This window comes from Pseudomonas sp. HPB0071 (assembly GCF_000478505.2).
In the GTDB taxonomy this organism is placed as follows: domain Bacteria; phylum Pseudomonadota; class Gammaproteobacteria; order Pseudomonadales; family Pseudomonadaceae; genus Chryseomonas; species Chryseomonas luteola.
Genome location: NZ_KI517367.1, coordinates 1,010,015 through 1,027,169 on the forward strand (window position 1 = coordinate 1,010,015; position 17,155 = coordinate 1,027,169).

General features: G+C 57.6%; 20 protein-coding genes. 11 read left to right on the forward strand and 9 right to left on the reverse strand.

Annotation, left to right across the window (positions count from 1 at the left end):
* Positions 1–30 precede the first annotated feature (30 nt).
* Complete coding sequence (locus HMPREF1487_RS05075; RefSeq protein ID WP_010795523.1) at positions 31–789, reverse strand: substrate-binding periplasmic protein; 759 nt, start codon at positions 787–789, stop codon at positions 31–33.
* Positions 790–975: 186 nt separating this feature from the next.
* Between HMPREF1487_RS05075 and ada the strand changes: the two genes are divergently transcribed.
* Together ada and HMPREF1487_RS05085 are read left to right on the forward strand one after the other, a co-directional pair.
* On the forward strand, positions 976–2,037 hold the full coding sequence (gene ada, locus HMPREF1487_RS05080; RefSeq protein ID WP_010795524.1) for a bifunctional DNA-binding transcriptional regulator/O6-methylguanine-DNA methyltransferase Ada: 1,062 nt from the start codon (positions 976–978) through the stop codon (positions 2,035–2,037).
* 25 nt (positions 2,038–2,062) lie between these two features.
* Positions 2,063–2,302 carry a hypothetical protein gene (locus tag HMPREF1487_RS05085; protein WP_010795525.1) on the forward strand — a complete coding sequence of 80 codons (240 nt, stop codon included), beginning with the start codon at positions 2,063–2,065 and terminating at the stop codon, positions 2,300–2,302.
* 31 nt (positions 2,303–2,333) lie between these two features.
* Here HMPREF1487_RS05085 and bfr read toward each other — a convergent pair whose 3' ends face one another.
* The 6 genes from bfr to HMPREF1487_RS05115 all read right to left on the reverse strand — a co-directional run bounded on the left by bfr (position 2,334) and on the right by HMPREF1487_RS05115 (position 7,243).
* Positions 2,334–2,825, reverse strand: coding sequence for a bacterioferritin (gene bfr / locus HMPREF1487_RS05090; RefSeq protein ID WP_010795526.1), 492 nt, complete (start codon positions 2,823–2,825; stop codon positions 2,334–2,336).
* 44 nt (positions 2,826–2,869) lie between these two features.
* A complete protein-coding gene (locus tag HMPREF1487_RS05095) occupies positions 2,870–3,763 on the reverse strand; it encodes a PA4780 family RIO1-like protein kinase (RefSeq protein ID WP_010795527.1) in 894 nt (297 codons plus the stop codon).
* Between the two features lie 94 nt (positions 3,764–3,857).
* On the reverse strand, positions 3,858–4,811 hold the full coding sequence (locus HMPREF1487_RS05100; protein ID WP_010795528.1) for a 5-oxoprolinase subunit C family protein: 954 nt from the start codon (positions 4,809–4,811) through the stop codon (positions 3,858–3,860).
* Positions 4,808–5,488, reverse strand: coding sequence for a 5-oxoprolinase subunit B family protein (locus HMPREF1487_RS05105; protein WP_010795529.1), 681 nt, complete (start codon positions 5,486–5,488; stop codon positions 4,808–4,810). Before HMPREF1487_RS05105 ends, HMPREF1487_RS05100 begins: the two co-directional genes overlap by 4 nt.
* Complete coding sequence (locus tag HMPREF1487_RS05110; RefSeq protein WP_010795530.1) at positions 5,485–6,231, reverse strand: 5-oxoprolinase subunit PxpA; 747 nt, start codon at positions 6,229–6,231, stop codon at positions 5,485–5,487. The genes HMPREF1487_RS05105 and HMPREF1487_RS05110 overlap by 4 nt, the downstream gene beginning before the upstream one ends.
* Positions 6,232–6,328: 97 nt before the next feature.
* A complete protein-coding gene (locus HMPREF1487_RS05115) occupies positions 6,329–7,243 on the reverse strand; it encodes a LysR family transcriptional regulator (RefSeq protein ID WP_010795531.1) in 915 nt (304 codons plus the stop codon).
* 359 nt (positions 7,244–7,602) lie between these two features.
* On the opposite strand from HMPREF1487_RS05115, the gene HMPREF1487_RS05125 reads away from it, so the two are divergent.
* The 3 genes from HMPREF1487_RS05125 to pcp are packed head-to-tail and all read left to right on the forward strand — an operon-like array spanning position 7,603 to position 9,939.
* Positions 7,603–8,334: a DUF969 domain-containing protein gene (locus HMPREF1487_RS05125; protein ID WP_010795532.1), complete on the forward strand. Its 732-nt coding sequence runs from the start codon at positions 7,603–7,605 to the stop codon at positions 8,332–8,334.
* A 4-nt stretch (positions 8,335–8,338) separates the two neighbouring features.
* Positions 8,339–9,289, forward strand: a complete 951-nt coding sequence (locus HMPREF1487_RS05130; RefSeq protein ID WP_010795533.1) for a DUF979 domain-containing protein — start codon at positions 8,339–8,341, stop codon at positions 9,287–9,289.
* 8 nt (positions 9,290–9,297) lie between these two features.
* A complete protein-coding gene (gene pcp / locus HMPREF1487_RS05135) occupies positions 9,298–9,939 on the forward strand; it encodes a pyroglutamyl-peptidase I (RefSeq protein WP_010795534.1) in 642 nt (213 codons plus the stop codon).
* 58 nt (positions 9,940–9,997) lie between these two features.
* Here pcp and HMPREF1487_RS05140 read toward each other — a convergent pair whose 3' ends face one another.
* Positions 9,998–10,849, reverse strand: a complete 852-nt coding sequence (locus tag HMPREF1487_RS05140) for an urea carboxylase-associated family protein (RefSeq protein ID WP_010795535.1) — start codon at positions 10,847–10,849, stop codon at positions 9,998–10,000.
* A 166-nt stretch (positions 10,850–11,015) separates the two neighbouring features.
* Here HMPREF1487_RS05140 and HMPREF1487_RS05145 point away from each other — a divergent pair, with 166 nt between their 5' ends.
* The 6 genes from HMPREF1487_RS05145 (at position 11,016) to HMPREF1487_RS05165 (ending at position 16,683) form a co-directional block, all read left to right on the forward strand.
* The gene (locus tag HMPREF1487_RS05145) at positions 11,016–12,377 is read left to right on the forward strand and encodes an MATE family efflux transporter (RefSeq protein ID WP_010795536.1); all 1,362 of its coding nucleotides are present in this window, start codon (positions 11,016–11,018) and stop codon (positions 12,375–12,377) included.
* Between the two features lie 174 nt (positions 12,378–12,551).
* Entirely contained in the window at positions 12,552–13,604 is a 1,053-nt protein-coding gene (locus HMPREF1487_RS05150; RefSeq protein ID WP_010795537.1) for a GGDEF domain-containing protein, read from the forward strand.
* 53 nt (positions 13,605–13,657) lie between these two features.
* Positions 13,658–13,798 (forward strand): hypothetical protein, encoded by a 141-nt coding sequence (locus HMPREF1487_RS27235; protein WP_010795538.1) that lies wholly within the window; start codon positions 13,658–13,660, stop codon positions 13,796–13,798.
* Positions 13,799–13,929: 131 nt separating this feature from the next.
* On the forward strand, positions 13,930–14,457 hold the full coding sequence (locus tag HMPREF1487_RS05155; protein ID WP_010795539.1) for a hypothetical protein: 528 nt from the start codon (positions 13,930–13,932) through the stop codon (positions 14,455–14,457).
* Between the two features lie 474 nt (positions 14,458–14,931).
* Complete coding sequence (locus HMPREF1487_RS05160; RefSeq protein ID WP_010795540.1) at positions 14,932–15,981, forward strand: acyltransferase family protein; 1,050 nt, start codon at positions 14,932–14,934, stop codon at positions 15,979–15,981.
* A gap of 114 nt (positions 15,982–16,095) precedes the next feature.
* Positions 16,096–16,683 carry an O-methyltransferase gene (locus HMPREF1487_RS05165; RefSeq protein WP_010795541.1) on the forward strand — a complete coding sequence of 196 codons (588 nt, stop codon included), beginning with the start codon at positions 16,096–16,098 and terminating at the stop codon, positions 16,681–16,683.
* Between the two features lie 46 nt (positions 16,684–16,729).
* Here the strand turns inward: HMPREF1487_RS05165 and HMPREF1487_RS05170 are convergent, their stop codons facing one another.
* Positions 16,730–17,137, reverse strand: a complete 408-nt coding sequence (locus HMPREF1487_RS05170) for a hypothetical protein (protein WP_010795542.1) — start codon at positions 17,135–17,137, stop codon at positions 16,730–16,732.
* Positions 17,138–17,155: the final 18 nt, after the last annotated feature.

The following is a 17,155-nucleotide window of genomic DNA, read 5'->3' on the forward strand; positions in this document are numbered from 1 at the left end:
CCGGCAGCTCTGCATGAGTATTATCGGCATCTACAGCCATTTCTTTTTCAATGCCTCATAGATACCGTTACGCTTGATCTGCTCGAACCCTTCTCGGGCTCGGGCGACCACTTCATCGGGCGTCCGGGCGCTGAAAGCCATATATAGCCCTTCGTTGCGTCCGATATCGGTCAGTGGATAAACCTGAGTCACGGTGTCATCAAACGGTTCACCTGCCTGCCGCGCCAGATACTTGGCCATAACGGCATTGGCGACCCACAGGTCCACCCGTCCACGCTTGAGCTTCTGGTAGTTTTGCGCGTAGGTATTGCTGGATTGCAGGTTCAGTCCCACGGAAAAGCCGCGGGACTGCAAATACTGTTCGCCTACATCACCATGTACCGTAGCGATCTGATAGCGCCTGGCATCCTCAAGTGCATTAAGAGAAATATTCCGCGTACGGTCACTGAATAGCCCCCATTGAGCTGGAGCAATGACGCCAACCCATTTGAATAGCCCATCCCGCTGGGGTGTACGGGCAATCGAATAAATCAGGACATTTTCATCGTGCAGCGCCGTCTCGTAGGCGCGGGCCCAGGGCATTGACTGAAAGGCCCCGTCGAGTCCGGCCTGGGCCAATACAGCCTCTACAACTTCTGTACTAAAGCCGGTCAGCTTGCCGGAAATGGTCATGTTGTAAGGCGGCAGCTCTTCCGTCACGACGCGCAGCGCTACCTCGCGGGCCTGAACAGGTTGCAGACCGCCCATGAGAAGCGTCAGAAAAAACAGTGCGGTCTTGATCTGGCTCATTGCCTGGTCCCAGAAGCCCAGAGGCTAGTTTCGTGTTAACTGTGAGAGGGTATCGCTCGAGTGATACAAATCTTTATTCGTCTCGGACGGAGCGTGCCTGTACGGATTTGAAAGCGTGAATCGGATTGCCCACCGCGGCCTGGAAGCCGACAATCATCCAAACCCTGACGAGATGAGATCCCCGCCATGCTCGACATCGACCTCTGCTGGAATGCCGTCTGTACCCGCGATACGGCCCATGACGGCCGATTCGTGTTTGCGGTCCAGACCACTGGCATCTATTGCCGCCCCTCCTGCCCTGCCCGTCGCCCTCGTCAGGAGCGTGTGACGTTCTACACAACGCCACGCGAGGCAGAAGCAGCCGGGTATCGCGCCTGTAAACGCTGTCAGCCGGACCGGGAAAGCCCCGTTAAGCAGCAGGACGCCTTGATTCAGGCAGCATGTGCCCTGCTCGACCAGGCCGAGCAGCCACTCTCCCTGGATCAACTGGCCTCGCGCATTGGGCTTTCACCCTCGCATCTGGCCCGGTTGTTCAAACAGCGTACCGGGCTTACACCCCGCGCCTGGGCTGAAGCCCGTCGCCAGCAACGCCTGCAGGCCAACCTGCCTCGGGCAGATACAGTTCTGGAAGCGGCCCTTGCAAGTGGGTATGGGAGCAGCCGCGCCGTTTATGAACAGCCCAACGCCCTGGCGCTGGCGCAACGTCGGCGCAAGGGTGCGGGAGAACACATCCGTTATGGCATTGCTGTCTGTTCACTTGGGCTGGTATTAGCCGCCAAGACCTCCCGTGGTCTCTGCGCCGTATTGTTTGGGGACGAGGCATCAGCGCTTGAACGGGAATTGGCCGAGCGCTTTGCCGCCGCCCATTGCGAGCATGACGACGCCGCCCTGGCCGATGAGCTTGCCCATGTCCATGCTCAGCTCGATAAGCCGACCCAGGTGCATGCCCTGCCGCTGGATATGCAGGGTAGTGCCTTTCAGCAACGGGTCTGGCAGGCCCTCATGCAGATCCCACCCGGCGAGACCCGGCGCTACGGGGAGCTTGCTGTAGAACTGGACAGTCATCCACGCGCCATTGCCCGCGCCTGTGCCAGTAACACCCTGGGCCTGCTGGTGCCCTGTCATCGCGTCATCGGCGCCAGCGGAGCGTTGACCGGTTATCGCTGGGGCGTTGCGCGCAAGGAGACGCTACTCAAGCGCGAAGCCGAAATGATTGAAACGAGTAAGGCGCCGCCGCGGTCCATCTAGGTACAGGTCCTTCAAGGAGATCGTTATGCATAACCTGCACCGTTACGCCATTCACTACCGCTTTAATGGCGAGCCGCTCGAAGAACAGATGGAGAGTTTTGAACCCATCACTCAGGAGCAGGCCATCATGCAGCTACTGATCAAGCATGTCCCCGAGCCCACCGGTGTGGTGGATGCCCCTTGGGAGCTGCATGCTCAGCCCAGCATCGAGCGACGTGCCGTTGAGGTTGGGCTAAGTGATGTCTGTATTCAGGAAGTGGCCTGAGGCGCTGTATTGCGCCTCATAACCAGGCGCGCTATACCGCCTCGGAAGGCTCGCCGGCCTTCATTTGGGATTGCAGGTAATTTTCCAGCCCCAGCTTGTCAATCAGGCGCAGCTGTTGCTCCAGCCAATAGGCGTGGTCTTCTTCGGTGTCTTCAAGCTGTGCCACCAGGATTTCACGACTGACGAAATCACCCACACTGTTACACAGCGCAACGCCTTGGGCCAGTGCCTCACGCACTTCGTATTCCAGCGCCAGATCGCTGCGCAGCATGTCCGGCACTGTATGGCCTACATTGATGTCCTTGGGGCGCATGTCCGGCTGCCCTTCCAAAAAGAGGATACGACGCAGCAGGGCATCTGCATGTTGGGTTTCCTCTTCCATTTCATGGTTGATGCGCTCGTAAAGGCGCAGATACCCCCAGTCTTCATACATACGGGAATGGATGAAGTACTGATCGCGTGCGGCCAGCTCACCACGGAGCAGGTCCTTTAGATAATCAATGACTTGCGTATGACCTTTCATGGTTACTACCTAATAAAATGATCGCACCGGGCCGAACATCAGGCTCAGCTCAGCCATGGCGGGGGTGGAGGCTCATCGCTGGACGACGGTGCCTCGGCCTCTTTACGAGCCGCTTGGCGACGTGCCTCTTCGCGACGGGCATCTTCGATTTCGCGCATGACGGATGAAACATCGGTCTGCCCCTCGGGTTCAGCATAGATGCCCGTAAGCGGGGTGTGCGGGTATAGCTCGCCCTTCTGATAAAGCGCCCACATTTCCGGTGCATACCGGGTCTGCTTCAGCTCAGGCGCAAAACGCCCAAAATACTGGGCCATGTTTTCCACATCACGGGCGAGCATACGGAAGGCATGGTTGTTGCCCGCCGCATCGATTGCCTGAGGGAGGTCAATGATCATCGGCCCATCGGTCGCCAATAACACGTTGAACTCGGACAAGTCGCCGTGTACCAGTCCGGCACACAGCATAAGCACCACTTGCCGGATCATCAGCTCATGATATTCACGGGCCTCGTCGGGCGTCAGGGTCACGTCATTCAAACGCGGAGCGGCATCCCCCCGCTCGTCCGTCACCAGATCCATCAGCAGGACGCCGTCCAGGAAGTCATGCGGTTTCGGTACGCGAACGCCGGCGCCAGCCAGCCGGTACAGGGCGGCAACCTCGGCATTCTGCCAGGCTTCCTCCCGTTCCTTTCTGCCGTATTTAGTGCTCTTGGCCATGGCGCGTGCCTGACGGCTATTACGCACCTTGCGACCCTCCTGATACTCGGACGCCTGACGAAAGCTGCGCTTGTTTGCTTCCTTGTAGACCTTGGCGCAACGGATCTCGTCGCCGCACCGAACTACATATACGGAGGCCTCCTTGCCGCTCATCAGCGGGCGCAGCACCTCATCAATCAGGCCGTCCTCGACCAGAGATTCCATGCGCTTGGGTGTTTTCATCTGTTTGTACGTTGATCACTTCTGGCCATACCTACATAACGTTATACGTCATGACGCACGGCTCAGCAAAAATCACTCGCACAAACGGCACCCTCTAGTCCGCACATAAGTTCATTTCATGGTGCTTGAAAAACCGATAGAACCGCTTGAGATCACCCTGGGCCTCCTCTAGCTCCATCGGCCTGAAGCGCACTTCATGGTGGGCGGGGCATTGCGCCAGCCGGCAGAGATCCAGCGGATGCACAAAGCCGAGGACCGGATATCCCCCCATGGTCTGACAGTCTGCCATGAGCACAATGGGCTGGCCTTCCGGCGGAACCTGCACCGCTCCGGCCAGAACCCCCAGAGACCACTGACGGACTGGCGCTGCAAGCGGTGCATCGCCCTGTAGACGAATCCCCATGCGATCGGCCTGAGGACTGATTCGCCAGGATGAACCAAAGAACCGATCCCGCTGCTCGACCGCAAAGGCTTCTCCATCGCCCCCGACGACCAGACGCAACACCGGAGACTCGCGGTAGTCGGGAATGAAGCGGCTCGCCGCACCCAGTGCCTTGTCGAAAGCCTCAAGCCCAGGGCTGCAAACCAGAATGTCATCAGCCTGCAACGCTTGACCATCGCCATTCAGGCCGCCCAGACCTTCGCGACAATGTGTGGCCACGCTACCCAGCACGGCCTTACCCCTGAAGCCACCCACTACGCCCAGGTAAGCGCGTTGCCCGGCCTGGGCAAATCCCAATTGCAGCCGCTGCCCGGCCTTCATGCAGAAGCGCGACCAGGCAGGAACCGTCTGTCCATCTACCGTCGCGCCCAGCGGCGCCCCGGTCAGTGCCAGCCAGGTATCGACCTGAGCTTCCAGCTCTACACCACCCAGGGCAATTTCCAGGACCGGACTGCCATAGGGATTCTCGAGTAGATGATTGGCCCAGGCCGCCGCCTGACGGTCCATCGGACCTGATGTGGATACGCCCAGATGACGCCACCCATAACGACCGACGTCCTGCAGCAGGCTCAGCGGCCCCGGTTTTATGACTTTCAACCCTTTCATACCTGACCTCCCGCGGCGCGATAGGCGGCCTCGTCAACCGCAACGAACCGAACCCGATCGCCCACAGCAAGCGGACATGGCAGCTCGGCCTGTGCGTCAAAGAGCGGCCAGGCACTTAGTCCAAGGATATGCCAGCCCGCGGGTGACGCCTGGGGATAGATGGCGGTCATGCGCTCGGCAATCGCCACGCTGCCAGCCTCCACCCGAGGCCGTGGTGAGGCCAGTCGAGGCAGGACAATTCGCTCATCCAACTCGCCCATATAGGCAAAACCGGGCGCAAAGCCGATGGCACCGACCAGATAATCGCGTCCGCTATGCAAAGCAATCAATTCCGCGACCGTCAGCGAGCAGGCCTTGGCCACCGGCTCCAGGTCCGGCCCGCAGTACCAGACGGGCACTTCATGCCGGCGTGAAGAGCTCTGCACGGCTTCCGGCTCCTTGCGCCAACGCTCGACGATCGCCGTGACGCGAGCCTGAATGTCCGTCAGGTCGTAGCGCAGCAAGTCATAGTGAATGAGCAACGTATTCCAGCCCGGCACCAAATCGATCACACCGTCGCCCAGTGTGTGTTCAATCAGATCGGCCAGACGGGCAATACGTCCGGGGAGATCGGGCGTGGGTGTATCCGCCAGGGTCAACATCAGCGCCTCGGCGCCGTAGGGCTCAATCCGGATCATGCCGCATCCAGAGCCGCCCGCAGGCGACGTAACACAGCGAGTGACTCGGCGTTGTCTCCATGGACACACAGGCTGTCTGCCGTCAGGCACATGGGTTGGCCATCGAAACCGGGAAAGGCATCCCCGCGGGAAATAGCGATCGCCTGGGACAGAATACGTTCAGGATCATGATGGACCGAGCCCGTTTCCCGGCGAGGCGCCAATTGCCCGTCGGGCATGTAGGCGCGGTCGGCGAAGGCCTCACGCAGCAAGGGTACGCCGACTTTCTCCGCCAGCTGCTGCTCACGGGTGTTGTCCGTCTTGGCGAGCACCATAAGCGGTAGCCCCTCACGAAACTGCAAACAGGCCTCGAGCACGGCATTGAGCAAGGTATCGTTACGCACCAGATCGTTATACAGGGCACCGTGAGGTTTCACATATTGCACGGTCGTTCCTGCTGCGCGGCAGAAGGCATCCAGTGCACCGATTTGATAGAGCACCAGCGCCTTCACCTCCTCCGGCGAGCACACCATATGCCGGCGGCCAAAGCCGACCAGATCCGGATAGGCCGGATGAGCACCGATTCGAGCACCATGTCTTACGGCCAGGGCCACGGTTTTCTGCATCGTCAGCGGGTCCGAAGCATGGAAGCCACACGCGAGATTGGCCTGGTCCACCAGTGGCATGGCATGAGCATCGTCGCCCATCGTCCAGACCCCGAAGCTTTCGCCCATATCGCAATTCAGAAGGATACGCGTGCTCATATCAGGATTCCCTTGATGCGGAAAAACCAGTCTTTGAGGAAATCATGCCGGCTGTCCAACAAAACTTTCCGGCCCCCGGCGATAAGGCTTTGTTGCTTCAGGCCGGTAATGCCTGTTCAGGTCCCACCTGCGCACAGAAGCCGCCGACCACCTGCTGGCTGAGCGCCACAATGGCCTCGTTCAACGTCAGTCCCACGCCCGTATGCCAACTGGCATACACGGCAAACGGCGGCGGTGCCTCGAAAGGCAGAAGCGCCAGGGCCCCGTGCTTCAGCGCCTCGCTAACGAGGGCCGGGGGCAATGCACCAATGCCAAATCCGTCCCTGATCAACTGGATGATGGCCGCCGCCGAGTTGACGCAGGAGACCCGGGGCGTTGAAATCCCGTGCTGATGCAGAAAGTTAAGCAGGTCCTGATGGGGACGCGAATTACGCGAGAAGGTAATCAACCGCTCGCGGGCCAGCTCATCCAGACTCGTGTACGCGCGGTTGAGCGGCGAGTCGGTTGCAACCACCCAGCGGATGGGATAACTGGCCAGCTTCAGGTTACGCACGCTTTCGGCGCGCAAGAGATCGGTCTGGAATACCAGATCAAGCTGTCCCTTGAGCAGCTGGTCGCTCAAGTTGAGCGCCGTATCGGCCAGCAGCTCGATTTCCACGTTTGGATGGGCGTCGGTTACACAGGTGAACAAGGCGCTCAGCCAGCTGTGAATAACCGTGTCCATGGCGCCGATGCGTATCCGTCCGCTCAGCCGGGTTTCCTGCCCAAGCACTTTGCGCAGGTCGTGCCAGGTATCGATCATCCGCTCGGCATAACCCAAGACCTTCTGGCCATCGGCTGTCAGCGTGACGCCTCGCGGATCGCGCAGGAACAGCTGGACACCCAGCTCGCCTTCAAGCACGGCGATACGGCTGGAAATTGCCGCCTGGGTGCTGGACAGTTTTTCGGCTGTCAACCGAAAGCTGCCCAGACGCGCCACCCAGACAAATGTTTCGAGAAAGCGAAGGTTCATGCTGGCTTACCATCCCCGTGGAGCATTTCACTCTACCCCCTTTGAACGACCTCTCACCACTGGCCGTCAGTCGCCTCGCCCCTGAAAGGCCACGCTTTTTATCAATCAGCGGTGAACACTTTTATTTGTTGGACGTTCTTCACTATCCATACAAAAAATGGGGACGCTTCGCCTTGAGCGAGCCACTGCAGGTTTCTGGTATCGCAGATCGATACCTTTGGCGCGATCGCGCCCGTTGCAGTCATAACAAGAACTGACGCCGGCTCGGGCGGCGTAAACATCAAAGGAGGCGCTCCCGATCGCCTCCACACAGCCGTCAAACCCACCTGCCTGGGCATAACCGGCGAGGGAGACTCCCTATGCAAACCACAGTCAACCTGTGGCCACTGATCGGTGTGCTGGTCATCGTCATCGGCTTTGTGCTGCGCTTCAATCCCATGCTGGTCGTGGCCCTGGCAGCCCTGGCGACCGGTTTTGCGGCATCCATGCCGTTCGAGACCATTCTTGCCACTATCGGCGCCGGGTTCGTCAAGACACGTGCCCTGCCCCTCATCATCCTCCTGCCGCTTGCCGTAATCGGTCTTCTCGAGCGACATGGCCTGCGTGAACATGCCCAGAACTGGATTGCCAAGATCCGCACCGCCACGGTGGGCCGGCTCCTGATCTTTTACCTGTTTGTACGGGAGCTGACGGCTGCGCTGGGTCTGACCAGCCTTGGAGGGCATCCGCAGATGGTGCGCCCTTTGCTCGCGCCCATGGCCGAAGGGGCTGCGGAAAACCGCTACGGCAAGCTGCCTGAGAAAATCCGCTACAAACTGCTCGCCTTGTGCGCTGCTACCGATAATGTCGGCCTGTTTTTTGGCGAGGACATCTTTGTCGCCTTTGGTGCCATCGCCCTGATGCATACCTTCCTGCTCGGCTCCAATATCGATGTTGAGCCGCTGCACATTGCGGTCTGGGGCATTCCTACCGCCATCTGTGCATTCATCATCCATGCCATTCGCCTCAAGCGCTTCAATAGCCAACTGGAGCGCGAGCTGGGCGGAAAACGTCCGGACGCCGACCATACGCCTATCGGCCGTCAGGAGTGATGCCATGATCCTCCCGATTCAATACCTTTACTGGCTGGCCGGCATCATCCTGGCAATCACGGCAATCATGACCTTTGCCGATCGCGCTCATCCCAAGCGCTGGACGACAGGTTTTTTCTGGGCGCTGTTCAGCCTTGTCTTTTTGGTAGGCGATCTATTGCCGCCCGCCTGGGTAGGCGTAGGCGTGCTGGTCATGGCCGTCATTGCAGGCACAGGTGGCGTCGGACTGGGCAAGCATGGGGAATTGCCTGCTGAAAAACGCCAAACCAGTGCGCTGCGCCTCAAGAACAAACTGTTCATTCCCGCCCTGGCCATTCCACTGGTCACCGTTATCGGCTCGGTAGTGGTCAAAGACGTGCAGATCGGTGGCCTTCCACTGCTGGACCCTAAAAATACGACCTTTGTCTCCCTGGGTGTCGGCTGTCTGGTTTCCCTGGCCCTCGCCTGCTGGCTGACGCGCGATACGCCCATGCAATCCATGCGCGAATCACGCCGCCTGACCGAGGCCCTGGGCTGGGCCCTGGTACTGCCGCAAATGCTCGCCATGCTGGGGCTCCTGTTCAACGATGCGGGCGTTGGCAAGGCTGTCGCCCACCTCACCACCTCCTATATCAATATGGATTTCCGCTTCGTGGCGGTGGCCGTGTATGTCGTGGGGATGGCGCTGTTTACCATCATTATGGGTAACGGCTTTGCGGCTTTCCCGGTGATGACAGGCGGTGTGGGCGTTCCGGTTCTGATCGGGCAGTACGATGCCAACCCGGCGGTGATGGCGGCCATAGGCATGTTCTCAGGCTACTGCGGCACGCTGATGACACCCATGGCAGCCAACTACAACATCGTGCCAGCCGCCCTGCTGAATCTGCCGGACAAGAATAGTGTCATCAAGGCACAAATCCCCACCGCCTTGAGTCTATTGGCAGTTAATATCATGCTGCTATATATCCTGATGTGAGGACCACCATGACTACCATCCTGTTGACCGGATTCGAACCGTTCGAGAACGAGCTCGTGAATCCTTCCTGGGAGGCCGTGCGCCAACTGGATGGTTTGAATCTGGGCGATGCCTACATCATCACGCGCCAGCTGCCGTGCGTCTTTGGTGCTGCCTTGGTCTCGCTGGATCACATGCTGGCAGCTCATCGGCCCGCCCTGGTGATTGGTGTAGGCCAGGCCGGGGGGCGTACGGACCTGACCCTCGAGCGCATAGCCATCAACGTGAACGATGCTCGTATTCCCGACAATAATGGTCAACAACCCATCGATACACCTGTAGTGCCAGGCGGTCCGGCGGCCTATTTCTCGACGCTACCTATTAAAGCCATTGTACGGGCACTCAGGGATGCCGGTATTCCTGCCTCGGTATCGCAGACGGCTGGCACATTTGTCTGCAACCATGTGTTTTATGGACTGATGCACCGGCTCGCCGGCACGAATGTGCGCGGCGGCTTCATCCATATCCCTTATCTGCCCGAACAAGCGGCCCGGCATCCAGGCCAGCCCTCCATGGCACTCGAGACCCTGGTAGCGGGCCTTGGAATAGCCGTGAAGGCGGCTATGATGACGCCCAACGACCTCAAGGAAACCGGCGGACAACTGAACTAGCTGTTTACCGTTACGCGGAACAACGGCTGTGCAGTGCAAGGCTCAAAAGGACAGTCCTTCACCGATCCCACGCAGGCCTCACCAGTTCCAGGCCGTGGTTTCCCTTGTAACCCGCCCGCTCCGGGGATGACCAGCCTGCCAGTAGGGTGTCATCCAGCGAATAAACCTCAACGCCCAGAGGGCGGCAGACGGACAGCGGGTCTTGCGCGTCCGGCCCCCACAGCGCAACGGACAGATCACCACCTGGGCAGGTCGACAGAGCGCACAGCACGTCGATCTCCGTGAAAAACTCCAGGTAGTCTCCTTGCTTCGCCGGGCAGGCCTTCATGAAGTACATGTCCTCATCGTTAAGCCCGGTCACCTGAAAAATGTTTAGCACATCATGTACGTCGAACTCGGTCAGCCCGTAGGGCAATACCGCGCGGGTCAGGTTCGAATGGCAGTGATGATGGAAATCTTCTCCGGTCAGGAGCTTGTTGACGTAAGGATCGCAGCGGGTACCCAGCAGGTCATGAATGCGTCCGCCATGTTCGTCGATGCCATAACTAGCCAGGGTGTCGTCCGTGATGGTGACCATTGGCCGCAGAAAGGGCAGGTTCGACCACAGTCGATCATAGATAGACACATGAGCGCCCTGTAGCTGACGGGTACGGGCTGCCCATAGCCGCTCCCGTGGATCATGGGCATTCCAGATATTGAAGTCGCCCACTTGCGGCCCTACAGGCGTCGTCACTCGAAAGACATGCCCGGCCGGCACCCGCCACGCACGACCGGTACGGATCGGAACGTCAAAGGACTCAATAAGCGTCCGCTTGTCCTTGCCCTCCCGAATACGGTCATAGAAGGCCGTATCCACCGACAGGGCCGAACCATGACTTGCTTGATAGGCAGCAGGGTAATGCTTGTACATGTCAGCTCCTTTCCCAAAGAAAAATCACTACACAGGTAATGCCATGCCGATGGCGCACCCTCAACACTAGCCCTACCGCCCCTGCCCGGCCAGTACTGTTTTCTCAGCCATGAAACATGATGATCGGTAAGCCTTTACACTAGGGGTTCTGCTGACTGGAGCCCTTATGTCCACCCTGCTTGCCGATTGGCGCTACCGTCCAATGCATCGTCGTGTCTGGCTGCTGGCCGGCCCGATGATTCTGTCCAACCTGACCGTACCCCTCGTGACCCTGCTAGATAGCGCCATCGCCGGTCATCTGCCGGATGTACATGATCTGGGCGCCGTGGCGGTGGGGGGAAGCCTCTACACTACAATGGTCGCGGTGCTGGGCTTCCTACGCATGGGAACGACCGGCTTCGCTGCGCAAGCCAGCGGCCGTAAGGATGGCAGTGCGCTTCGGCAAATTCTGTTGCAAGGTCTGTTGCTGGCCTGTGTGCTGGCGCTGGGGTTGATCGGCCTTTCACTGCTAGGCCTTCCTCTGCTGCTGAACAGCATGACCTCCTCGGCAGCGTTGAGCGAAGCCACCGAGCGCTTTTTCCAGATTCGCCTGTTGGGTCTGCCTGCCGCCCTGTCGAGCTATGCCCTGATCGGCTGGCTGCTGGGCACCCAGAATGCGCGTGCGCCGCTGGCGATGCTGCTGACCACCAACATCGTCAATCTGCTGCTCGACGTATTGTTCGTGTTCGGCTTTGGCTGGGGCATTCGCGGTATTGCAGCAGCAACCGCCCTGGCTGAGTGGTTCGGCGTGGGGCTTGGCCTATGGCTGGCGCGCCAGACACTGCATCACATGGCAGGCGCGGTTCGCATCGCGCGACTCAAGCGCTGGTCCACCTGGCGCCCCCTGCTGGCGGTTAACCGCGATATCTTTATCCGCTCGCTGGCCTTGCAAGGCGTCTTCTTTCTGATCACATTTCAGGGCGCACGTCTAGGTAATGCCACGGTGGCCGCTAACGCCCTTCTCTTCAATGGCCTGATGGTGACCGCATTCGCCCTGGATGGACTTGCCCATGCGGTGGAAGCGTTGGCAGGGCACGCCATTGGGGCTCGTGATCGCAAGGCCCTCCGGCAAACCTTGGTCATTGCCGCCGGCTGGTCGCTGCTGGCCAGTCTCTTATTTGCCCTGGGGTTTGCCTTGTTCGGTGCACGCTTCATCGACTTGCAAAGCGATCTTCCCGCGGTACGTGAAGCGGCTTATACATACCTTCCGTATCTGGCCGCACTGCCAGTCATTGCCATGAGCAGTTACCTGCTGGATGGGCTGTTCATCGGAGCAACCCGAGCCCGGGAAATGCGCAATGCGATGGTCATTGCCGTCCTGCTCGCCATTCCGCTAGGCATTGCGCTCAAAGACCTGGGCAACCATGGGCTGTGGTTGTCGTTTCTGGGCTTCATGGCCTTGAGAGGTATCGTCCAGAGCTTTCAGGCCTGGCAGATGACCAGACGCAACGCCTGGATACCTGATCAGCACTATCAAGACCCTTCTTGATGCCTAGCAAAGGTTGGCACAGGTAGCCCGGCGGAGAGACGACAGCCGGGCTTCGCCCCTCGCCTCCTATACGCCGCCTATCTCCCTTGGCAACACCGCGCGTTTCCAAGGGTCATATCAAGCGGAACGCCTTCTAAAACAATGTTATCGCACCTACCTGTCACAGGATTCACCATGCACGCTGCGCCTGCACACCCTCGTGAAGCCGAGCGCCAAAAAGCGCTGGAGTCGCTTGAAATACTGGATACTCCGGCGGATGCCTATATGAATGCCCTGGTGCGGATCGCGCGGGACCTGTTCAAGGTCGACCGAGTGCTGATCAGCTTGATCGACCGTGAACAACAATGCATCAAGGCCCAGTGCGGATCACCCTTCAGCGCTACAGCACGCAGTGTTGCCTTTTGTGCCCATGCCCTGCTCGATACCCATCGCCCGCTGATCGTACCGGACGCCTTGAGCGATGAGCGTTTTGCATCCAACCCACTAGTGATCGAGCCCCCGTACATACGGTTTTATGCCGGGCATCCCCTCGTAGCGCCATCAGGTCTGCCCATTGGCACCTTGTGCCTGATGCATTCCGAGCCCAAGCAGCTGACGGCTCAGGAGCGTGACCGCCTGAGGGACCTTGCCCAAATGGCTGACGGCTACTTGAAACTACGCAGCCTTTCAGAGCAGACCCGCTACCTGCGCACCGTTATCTCACGCGAACGCCGCAGGGCGATGCTCGATCCGCTGACACAATTATGGAATCGTGCGGCGCTGGAGCACTTCTATCCGGTCGAGCAAGCTGCCGCACGGCGCAACAACGAGCGAATCGGCGCATTGTTCATCGACCTGGATCACTTCAAGGCAGTCAACGATCAGCATGGCCATGCCGCAGGTGATCAGGTGCTTGTCGAAACCGCCCACCGGATCGCCACCACGCTTCGCCCCCATGACCTGTTACTCAGACTGGGAGGTGAAGAGTTTGCCGTGATTACCCGCATCGACAAGGCGGAGCAGCTGGATGGCATCGCGGAACGCATACGCTTTGCCATTGCCGATACTCCCTTTTTGACCGTCAACGGCCCTGTTACGGTTACTACCAGTATTGGCGGTACAGATGGGGATGCGGATGAGCCTGCCGAGTCACTGTTGAAACGCGCTGATGCAGCTCTTTATCAGGCCAAGCACGAGGGCCGTAATCGAGTCGTGATGGCGTCTGAATCAGGTTCCCAAGGAACCTGACGGGCATTTATCGGCCCAAACAAGAGACCCCGTATCCACTGGAGGACGCCTGTATGCCTGAAGCTGATGACTATCCCAAGGACGATACCCAGCCTGAAACCCTGGATGACACGACGCCGGAACACAGCAAGAAAGAGAACGTCGACAAGATCAAATATGACTCTGACGACATCATTCCTCCTGGCGTCTGGTAATTCACCTCTGAACGGGTAAGCCTGGGCTCCCCTCTCGGCTTACCCGGCGAATGCACCACTTCTTTCAACATCGCTGACATGAGGTATGATGCGCGTCATCATCATTCACCCTTACGTCGGAATGTCATGTAATGCGCAAGTCAGGGTATCTGCTAGGCGTTATCGCTTCGCTGCATGCAGGCCTTTCCCAAGCCGTAGACGGCTATAAGGATTTGCACTTTGGTGATAGCAAGCAAACGGTACTGGAAAGCAAGATCTGCACCCTGACACCGCGTACTGCACCTATCGAGGGGCTGGAGTATTACAGCTGCCCCGATCTTAAGCTGGGCAAGGATAGCCTTGAGGCTGGGCTGTTCTTTATCGACAACCGCTTCTTGCGCCTTTCGATTGTCACGCCAGTTGAAAAGAGCTTTCTCATTGCTCAAGGCCTGACCGAGAAATATGGGCCACCCTCCTCGCAATCGCCGTCCGATCACTTCATCAAACTGGAAAGTCAGCCCAACAGTCATGCGTTCATGGCGTTCGATAACAATACGGTGTTCTACAGGTTTTCCACCAACGCAGACATGAAGCGGCAGGCACTTCTGATCTACACCTCACCCGATTACGAGAAAATCCTCGTCAAACAGCAGCTCAAGGGCATCAATCCAGACCTCTAGATTGCCAGTGAGCACTCCAGCGTGCAGATGTCCAGCCTCAAATGCTGATTTGGCGATCTGCCAGACAGAACAGCGAAATCTTTTCAAAGCGCCACGGAACAATAGCACATCGCCATTGTCAGACCTCGTCGCTGGAGTGGTGATTGTTCCATAAACACGTTTTTATCTTGTTATAAAACCCGTTCTTTATTCAGGGTTTTATTGGCGTATTTAATTTTGCCAATAACAATAAGCGTGTGCAGGTCTGGCCAGACTTTAAAGCAAATCCCGATTGTCGGAATTATTTTTTTAGACTTTTCACTATACGTTTCACATTCTAATTTATGATGGCTTTACGATCTCGCGTTGTTATTAAAGCGGCCAAGCCTGACCAAGGAAGCGGAACTCCTCAGGCACAGGGACGAGCAGTTGGATCCCAACTTACCACCTCTAAAAAATCGTCTTAGTTTCAACCTTTGAATCAAGGATAGTTCAATGAATAACCGAAATGTGTGGGTCGATTATGCCAAAGCCATTGGCATAATCCTGGTTGTCTATGGCCATGTGCTCCGCGGGCTTTTAAATGCCGGCATCATCAAGACCGATGTCGAGACGCACATGCTTGTGGACAGCATCATCTATAGCTTTCACATGCCGTTGTTCTTCTTCCTGTCTGGCCTGTTTTTCTTCAAATCGCTAACGAGTCGCGGCGGCAAGGGTGTATTCGTCAACAAGCTGGACACGGTTGTCTACCCTTTCCTTATCTGGTCAATCCTGCAGGGCGTGATTGAAGCCTTTCTCTCTCGCTATACCAATGGCGATGTGACGCTGGGTGAGGTGTTCTCCCTCTTGTGGCGGCCCAGAGCGCAGTTCTGGTTCCTGTATGCGCTGTTCTTTGTATTTGTTTTGTCCATCGTGCTGTACGGCAGCAAATCGAAGAAGGTTTTCCTACCCATTTTCCTGCTGTCCGCCGTGGCCTACGGGCTCCAGCAATACGCGCCGCGCCAGATGCTGGTCGACTTTCTGATCCAGAACTTCGTGTTTTTCGCCTTTGGCGTCTGGTTTACCAATATTGCTGCTGCCATCGAAGCGCAGCCAGGTCGCATAGCAGCCTTTACGCTTCTGGTTACAGCGGGACTGGAGTATCAGTTCCATATCATCTCGCATCACACTTATACCGACCGCGGATGGATGTCGCTGATGGTGGCGCTATCGGCCATTCTGCTGGTTACGAGCCTGTCCATGCTGCTGGCCCGCAAACCTGTTCAGTGGTTCATTACCATCGGCACGCTGTCCATGCCGATCTATCTCATGCACATCCTGGCCGGGAGCGGCGTACGCGTTATCCTGAGCAAGTTCCTGCATGTCGATAACGTCTATCTGCATATTTTTGCAGCATGCCTTGTTGGCATTGTCGTACCGATTATTGCTGCCAAAATCATGCTGAAACTGCACATGGACTATATGTTCCAGGCACCAAAGTTAAACTTCCTAAAAAAGCACCCAAAGCAGCCGAGTAACGATACACCCCCGGTTGCTTCTTAAAGCGTTAACTAAAAGCCCCGCCAACTATATTGGCGGGGCTTTTTTATTATCCAAACACTTACCATTATCCAGCAGTATTAATTCCCTAAAACAAAAACAGTGAGTGGATACTTAATGCCTTCAGATCTGGATACTTTATTAAAAGAACTGGAAACCTTTGGGGAAATTAACGATAGCCGTACACATGAGCGGCCAAGTCGCATGCTGAACATCACACGTGATACGGGTGAGTTTCTTTATGTCATGGTTCAGGCTACTAATGCCAAGCGTGTCTTGGAAATCGGGACCTCCAATGGCTACTCCACTTTATGGCTGGCAAAAGCAGCTCATACAGTGGGCGGAACCATTCGCACCGTGGAGCTTTCCGAAGCCAAAATCGAGCTGGCACGGCAGAACTTCAAGCGCTCCGGGCTCGAGGCGCTGATAACACAGCTTCACAGTGACGGCGGTGCCATCCTGGCTGCACAGGACAAGTACTCACTGGACCTTGTATTTCTTGATTCCGAGCGCTGCCAGTATTGTGGCTGGTGGCCTGACCTCAGAAGAGTCCTGCGCCCGGGCGGCCTTCTGATCGTGGACAATGCCTTGTCCCATGCCGATGAAATGGCGGCCTTCAAGGCTCTGGTTGAGAGCGATCCGGACTTTTCGACTTGCCTTGTGCCGGTAGGCAAAGGTGAGTTTCTGGCAACCCGTCGGCCTTGAACCTGCCCTGCCGGGAGCACTGCGCTCCCGTGCAGAGGTTACGCCGTCAGATTGTCCCTTTGCCAGATGAGTACGGTGTCGACTGGTGAGCGGAGGTACTTTGCTCAAGGGACAGAACCTCGAAAGTTACAGTACCCGGCGGGTTTGTGGCCGAGACACCAGAGTAATGCCCGGAGAGGTTATGCGGCTCAATAGCCTTACCGTTGAAGCGTTGGGTTGCGATTGTATAGCGCTGACCGGAGCGCCCAAGGCGCTGACTCCAGTGTGGATTTTGGGAAACCCCATCTCCGGTATCGGATTCTTTGGCTGTCTGCAGTAAGTCACGGGTATCCATCACATCACCGCTCGTAGAGCCGACCGGGGTTTCAACAGAAGCATCGCGATCTGCTGCCAGGGCGGTGTAGCTTACGGTATTGATTACTGCAAACGCTGCCATTTTCTGAAAGAGATTCATAATGCTGTCCTCGCTGGC

Coding starts and splice junctions, on each gene's coding strand:
- HMPREF1487_RS05150 (WP_010795537.1), top strand. CDS start 12,552: ATGCACGCTGCGCCTGCACACCCTCGTGAAGCCGAGCGCCAAAAAGCG.
- HMPREF1487_RS05160 (WP_010795540.1), top strand. CDS start 14,932: ATGAATAACCGAAATGTGTGGGTCGATTATGCCAAAGCCATTGGCATA.
- pcp (WP_010795534.1), top strand. CDS start 9,298: ATGACTACCATCCTGTTGACCGGATTCGAACCGTTCGAGAACGAGCTC.
- bfr (WP_010795526.1), bottom strand. CDS start 2,825: ATGAAAGGTCATACGCAAGTCATTGATTATCTAAAGGACCTGCTCCGT.
- HMPREF1487_RS05110 (WP_010795530.1), bottom strand. CDS start 6,231: ATGAGCACGCGTATCCTTCTGAATTGCGATATGGGCGAAAGCTTCGGG.
- HMPREF1487_RS05115 (WP_010795531.1), bottom strand. CDS start 7,243: ATGAACCTTCGCTTTCTCGAAACATTTGTCTGGGTGGCGCGTCTGGGC.
- HMPREF1487_RS27235 (WP_010795538.1), top strand. CDS start 13,658: ATGCCTGAAGCTGATGACTATCCCAAGGACGATACCCAGCCTGAAACC.
- HMPREF1487_RS05145 (WP_010795536.1), top strand. CDS start 11,016: ATGTCCACCCTGCTTGCCGATTGGCGCTACCGTCCAATGCATCGTCGT.
- HMPREF1487_RS05140 (WP_010795535.1), bottom strand. CDS start 10,849: ATGTACAAGCATTACCCTGCTGCCTATCAAGCAAGTCATGGTTCGGCC.
- HMPREF1487_RS05170 (WP_010795542.1), bottom strand. CDS start 17,137: ATGAATCTCTTTCAGAAAATGGCAGCGTTTGCAGTAATCAATACCGTA.
- HMPREF1487_RS05100 (WP_010795528.1), bottom strand. CDS start 4,811: ATGAAAGGGTTGAAAGTCATAAAACCGGGGCCGCTGAGCCTGCTGCAG.
- HMPREF1487_RS05130 (WP_010795533.1), top strand. CDS start 8,339: ATGATCCTCCCGATTCAATACCTTTACTGGCTGGCCGGCATCATCCTG.
- HMPREF1487_RS05155 (WP_010795539.1), top strand. CDS start 13,930: ATGCGCAAGTCAGGGTATCTGCTAGGCGTTATCGCTTCGCTGCATGCA.
- ada (WP_010795524.1), top strand. CDS start 976: ATGCTCGACATCGACCTCTGCTGGAATGCCGTCTGTACCCGCGATACG.
- HMPREF1487_RS05165 (WP_010795541.1), top strand. CDS start 16,096: ATGCCTTCAGATCTGGATACTTTATTAAAAGAACTGGAAACCTTTGGG.
- HMPREF1487_RS05125 (WP_010795532.1), top strand. CDS start 7,603: ATGCAAACCACAGTCAACCTGTGGCCACTGATCGGTGTGCTGGTCATC.
- HMPREF1487_RS05095 (WP_010795527.1), bottom strand. CDS start 3,763: ATGAAAACACCCAAGCGCATGGAATCTCTGGTCGAGGACGGCCTGATT.
- HMPREF1487_RS05105 (WP_010795529.1), bottom strand. CDS start 5,488: ATGATCCGGATTGAGCCCTACGGCGCCGAGGCGCTGATGTTGACCCTG.
- HMPREF1487_RS05085 (WP_010795525.1), top strand. CDS start 2,063: ATGCATAACCTGCACCGTTACGCCATTCACTACCGCTTTAATGGCGAG.
- HMPREF1487_RS05075 (WP_010795523.1), bottom strand. CDS start 789: ATGAGCCAGATCAAGACCGCACTGTTTTTTCTGACGCTTCTCATGGGC.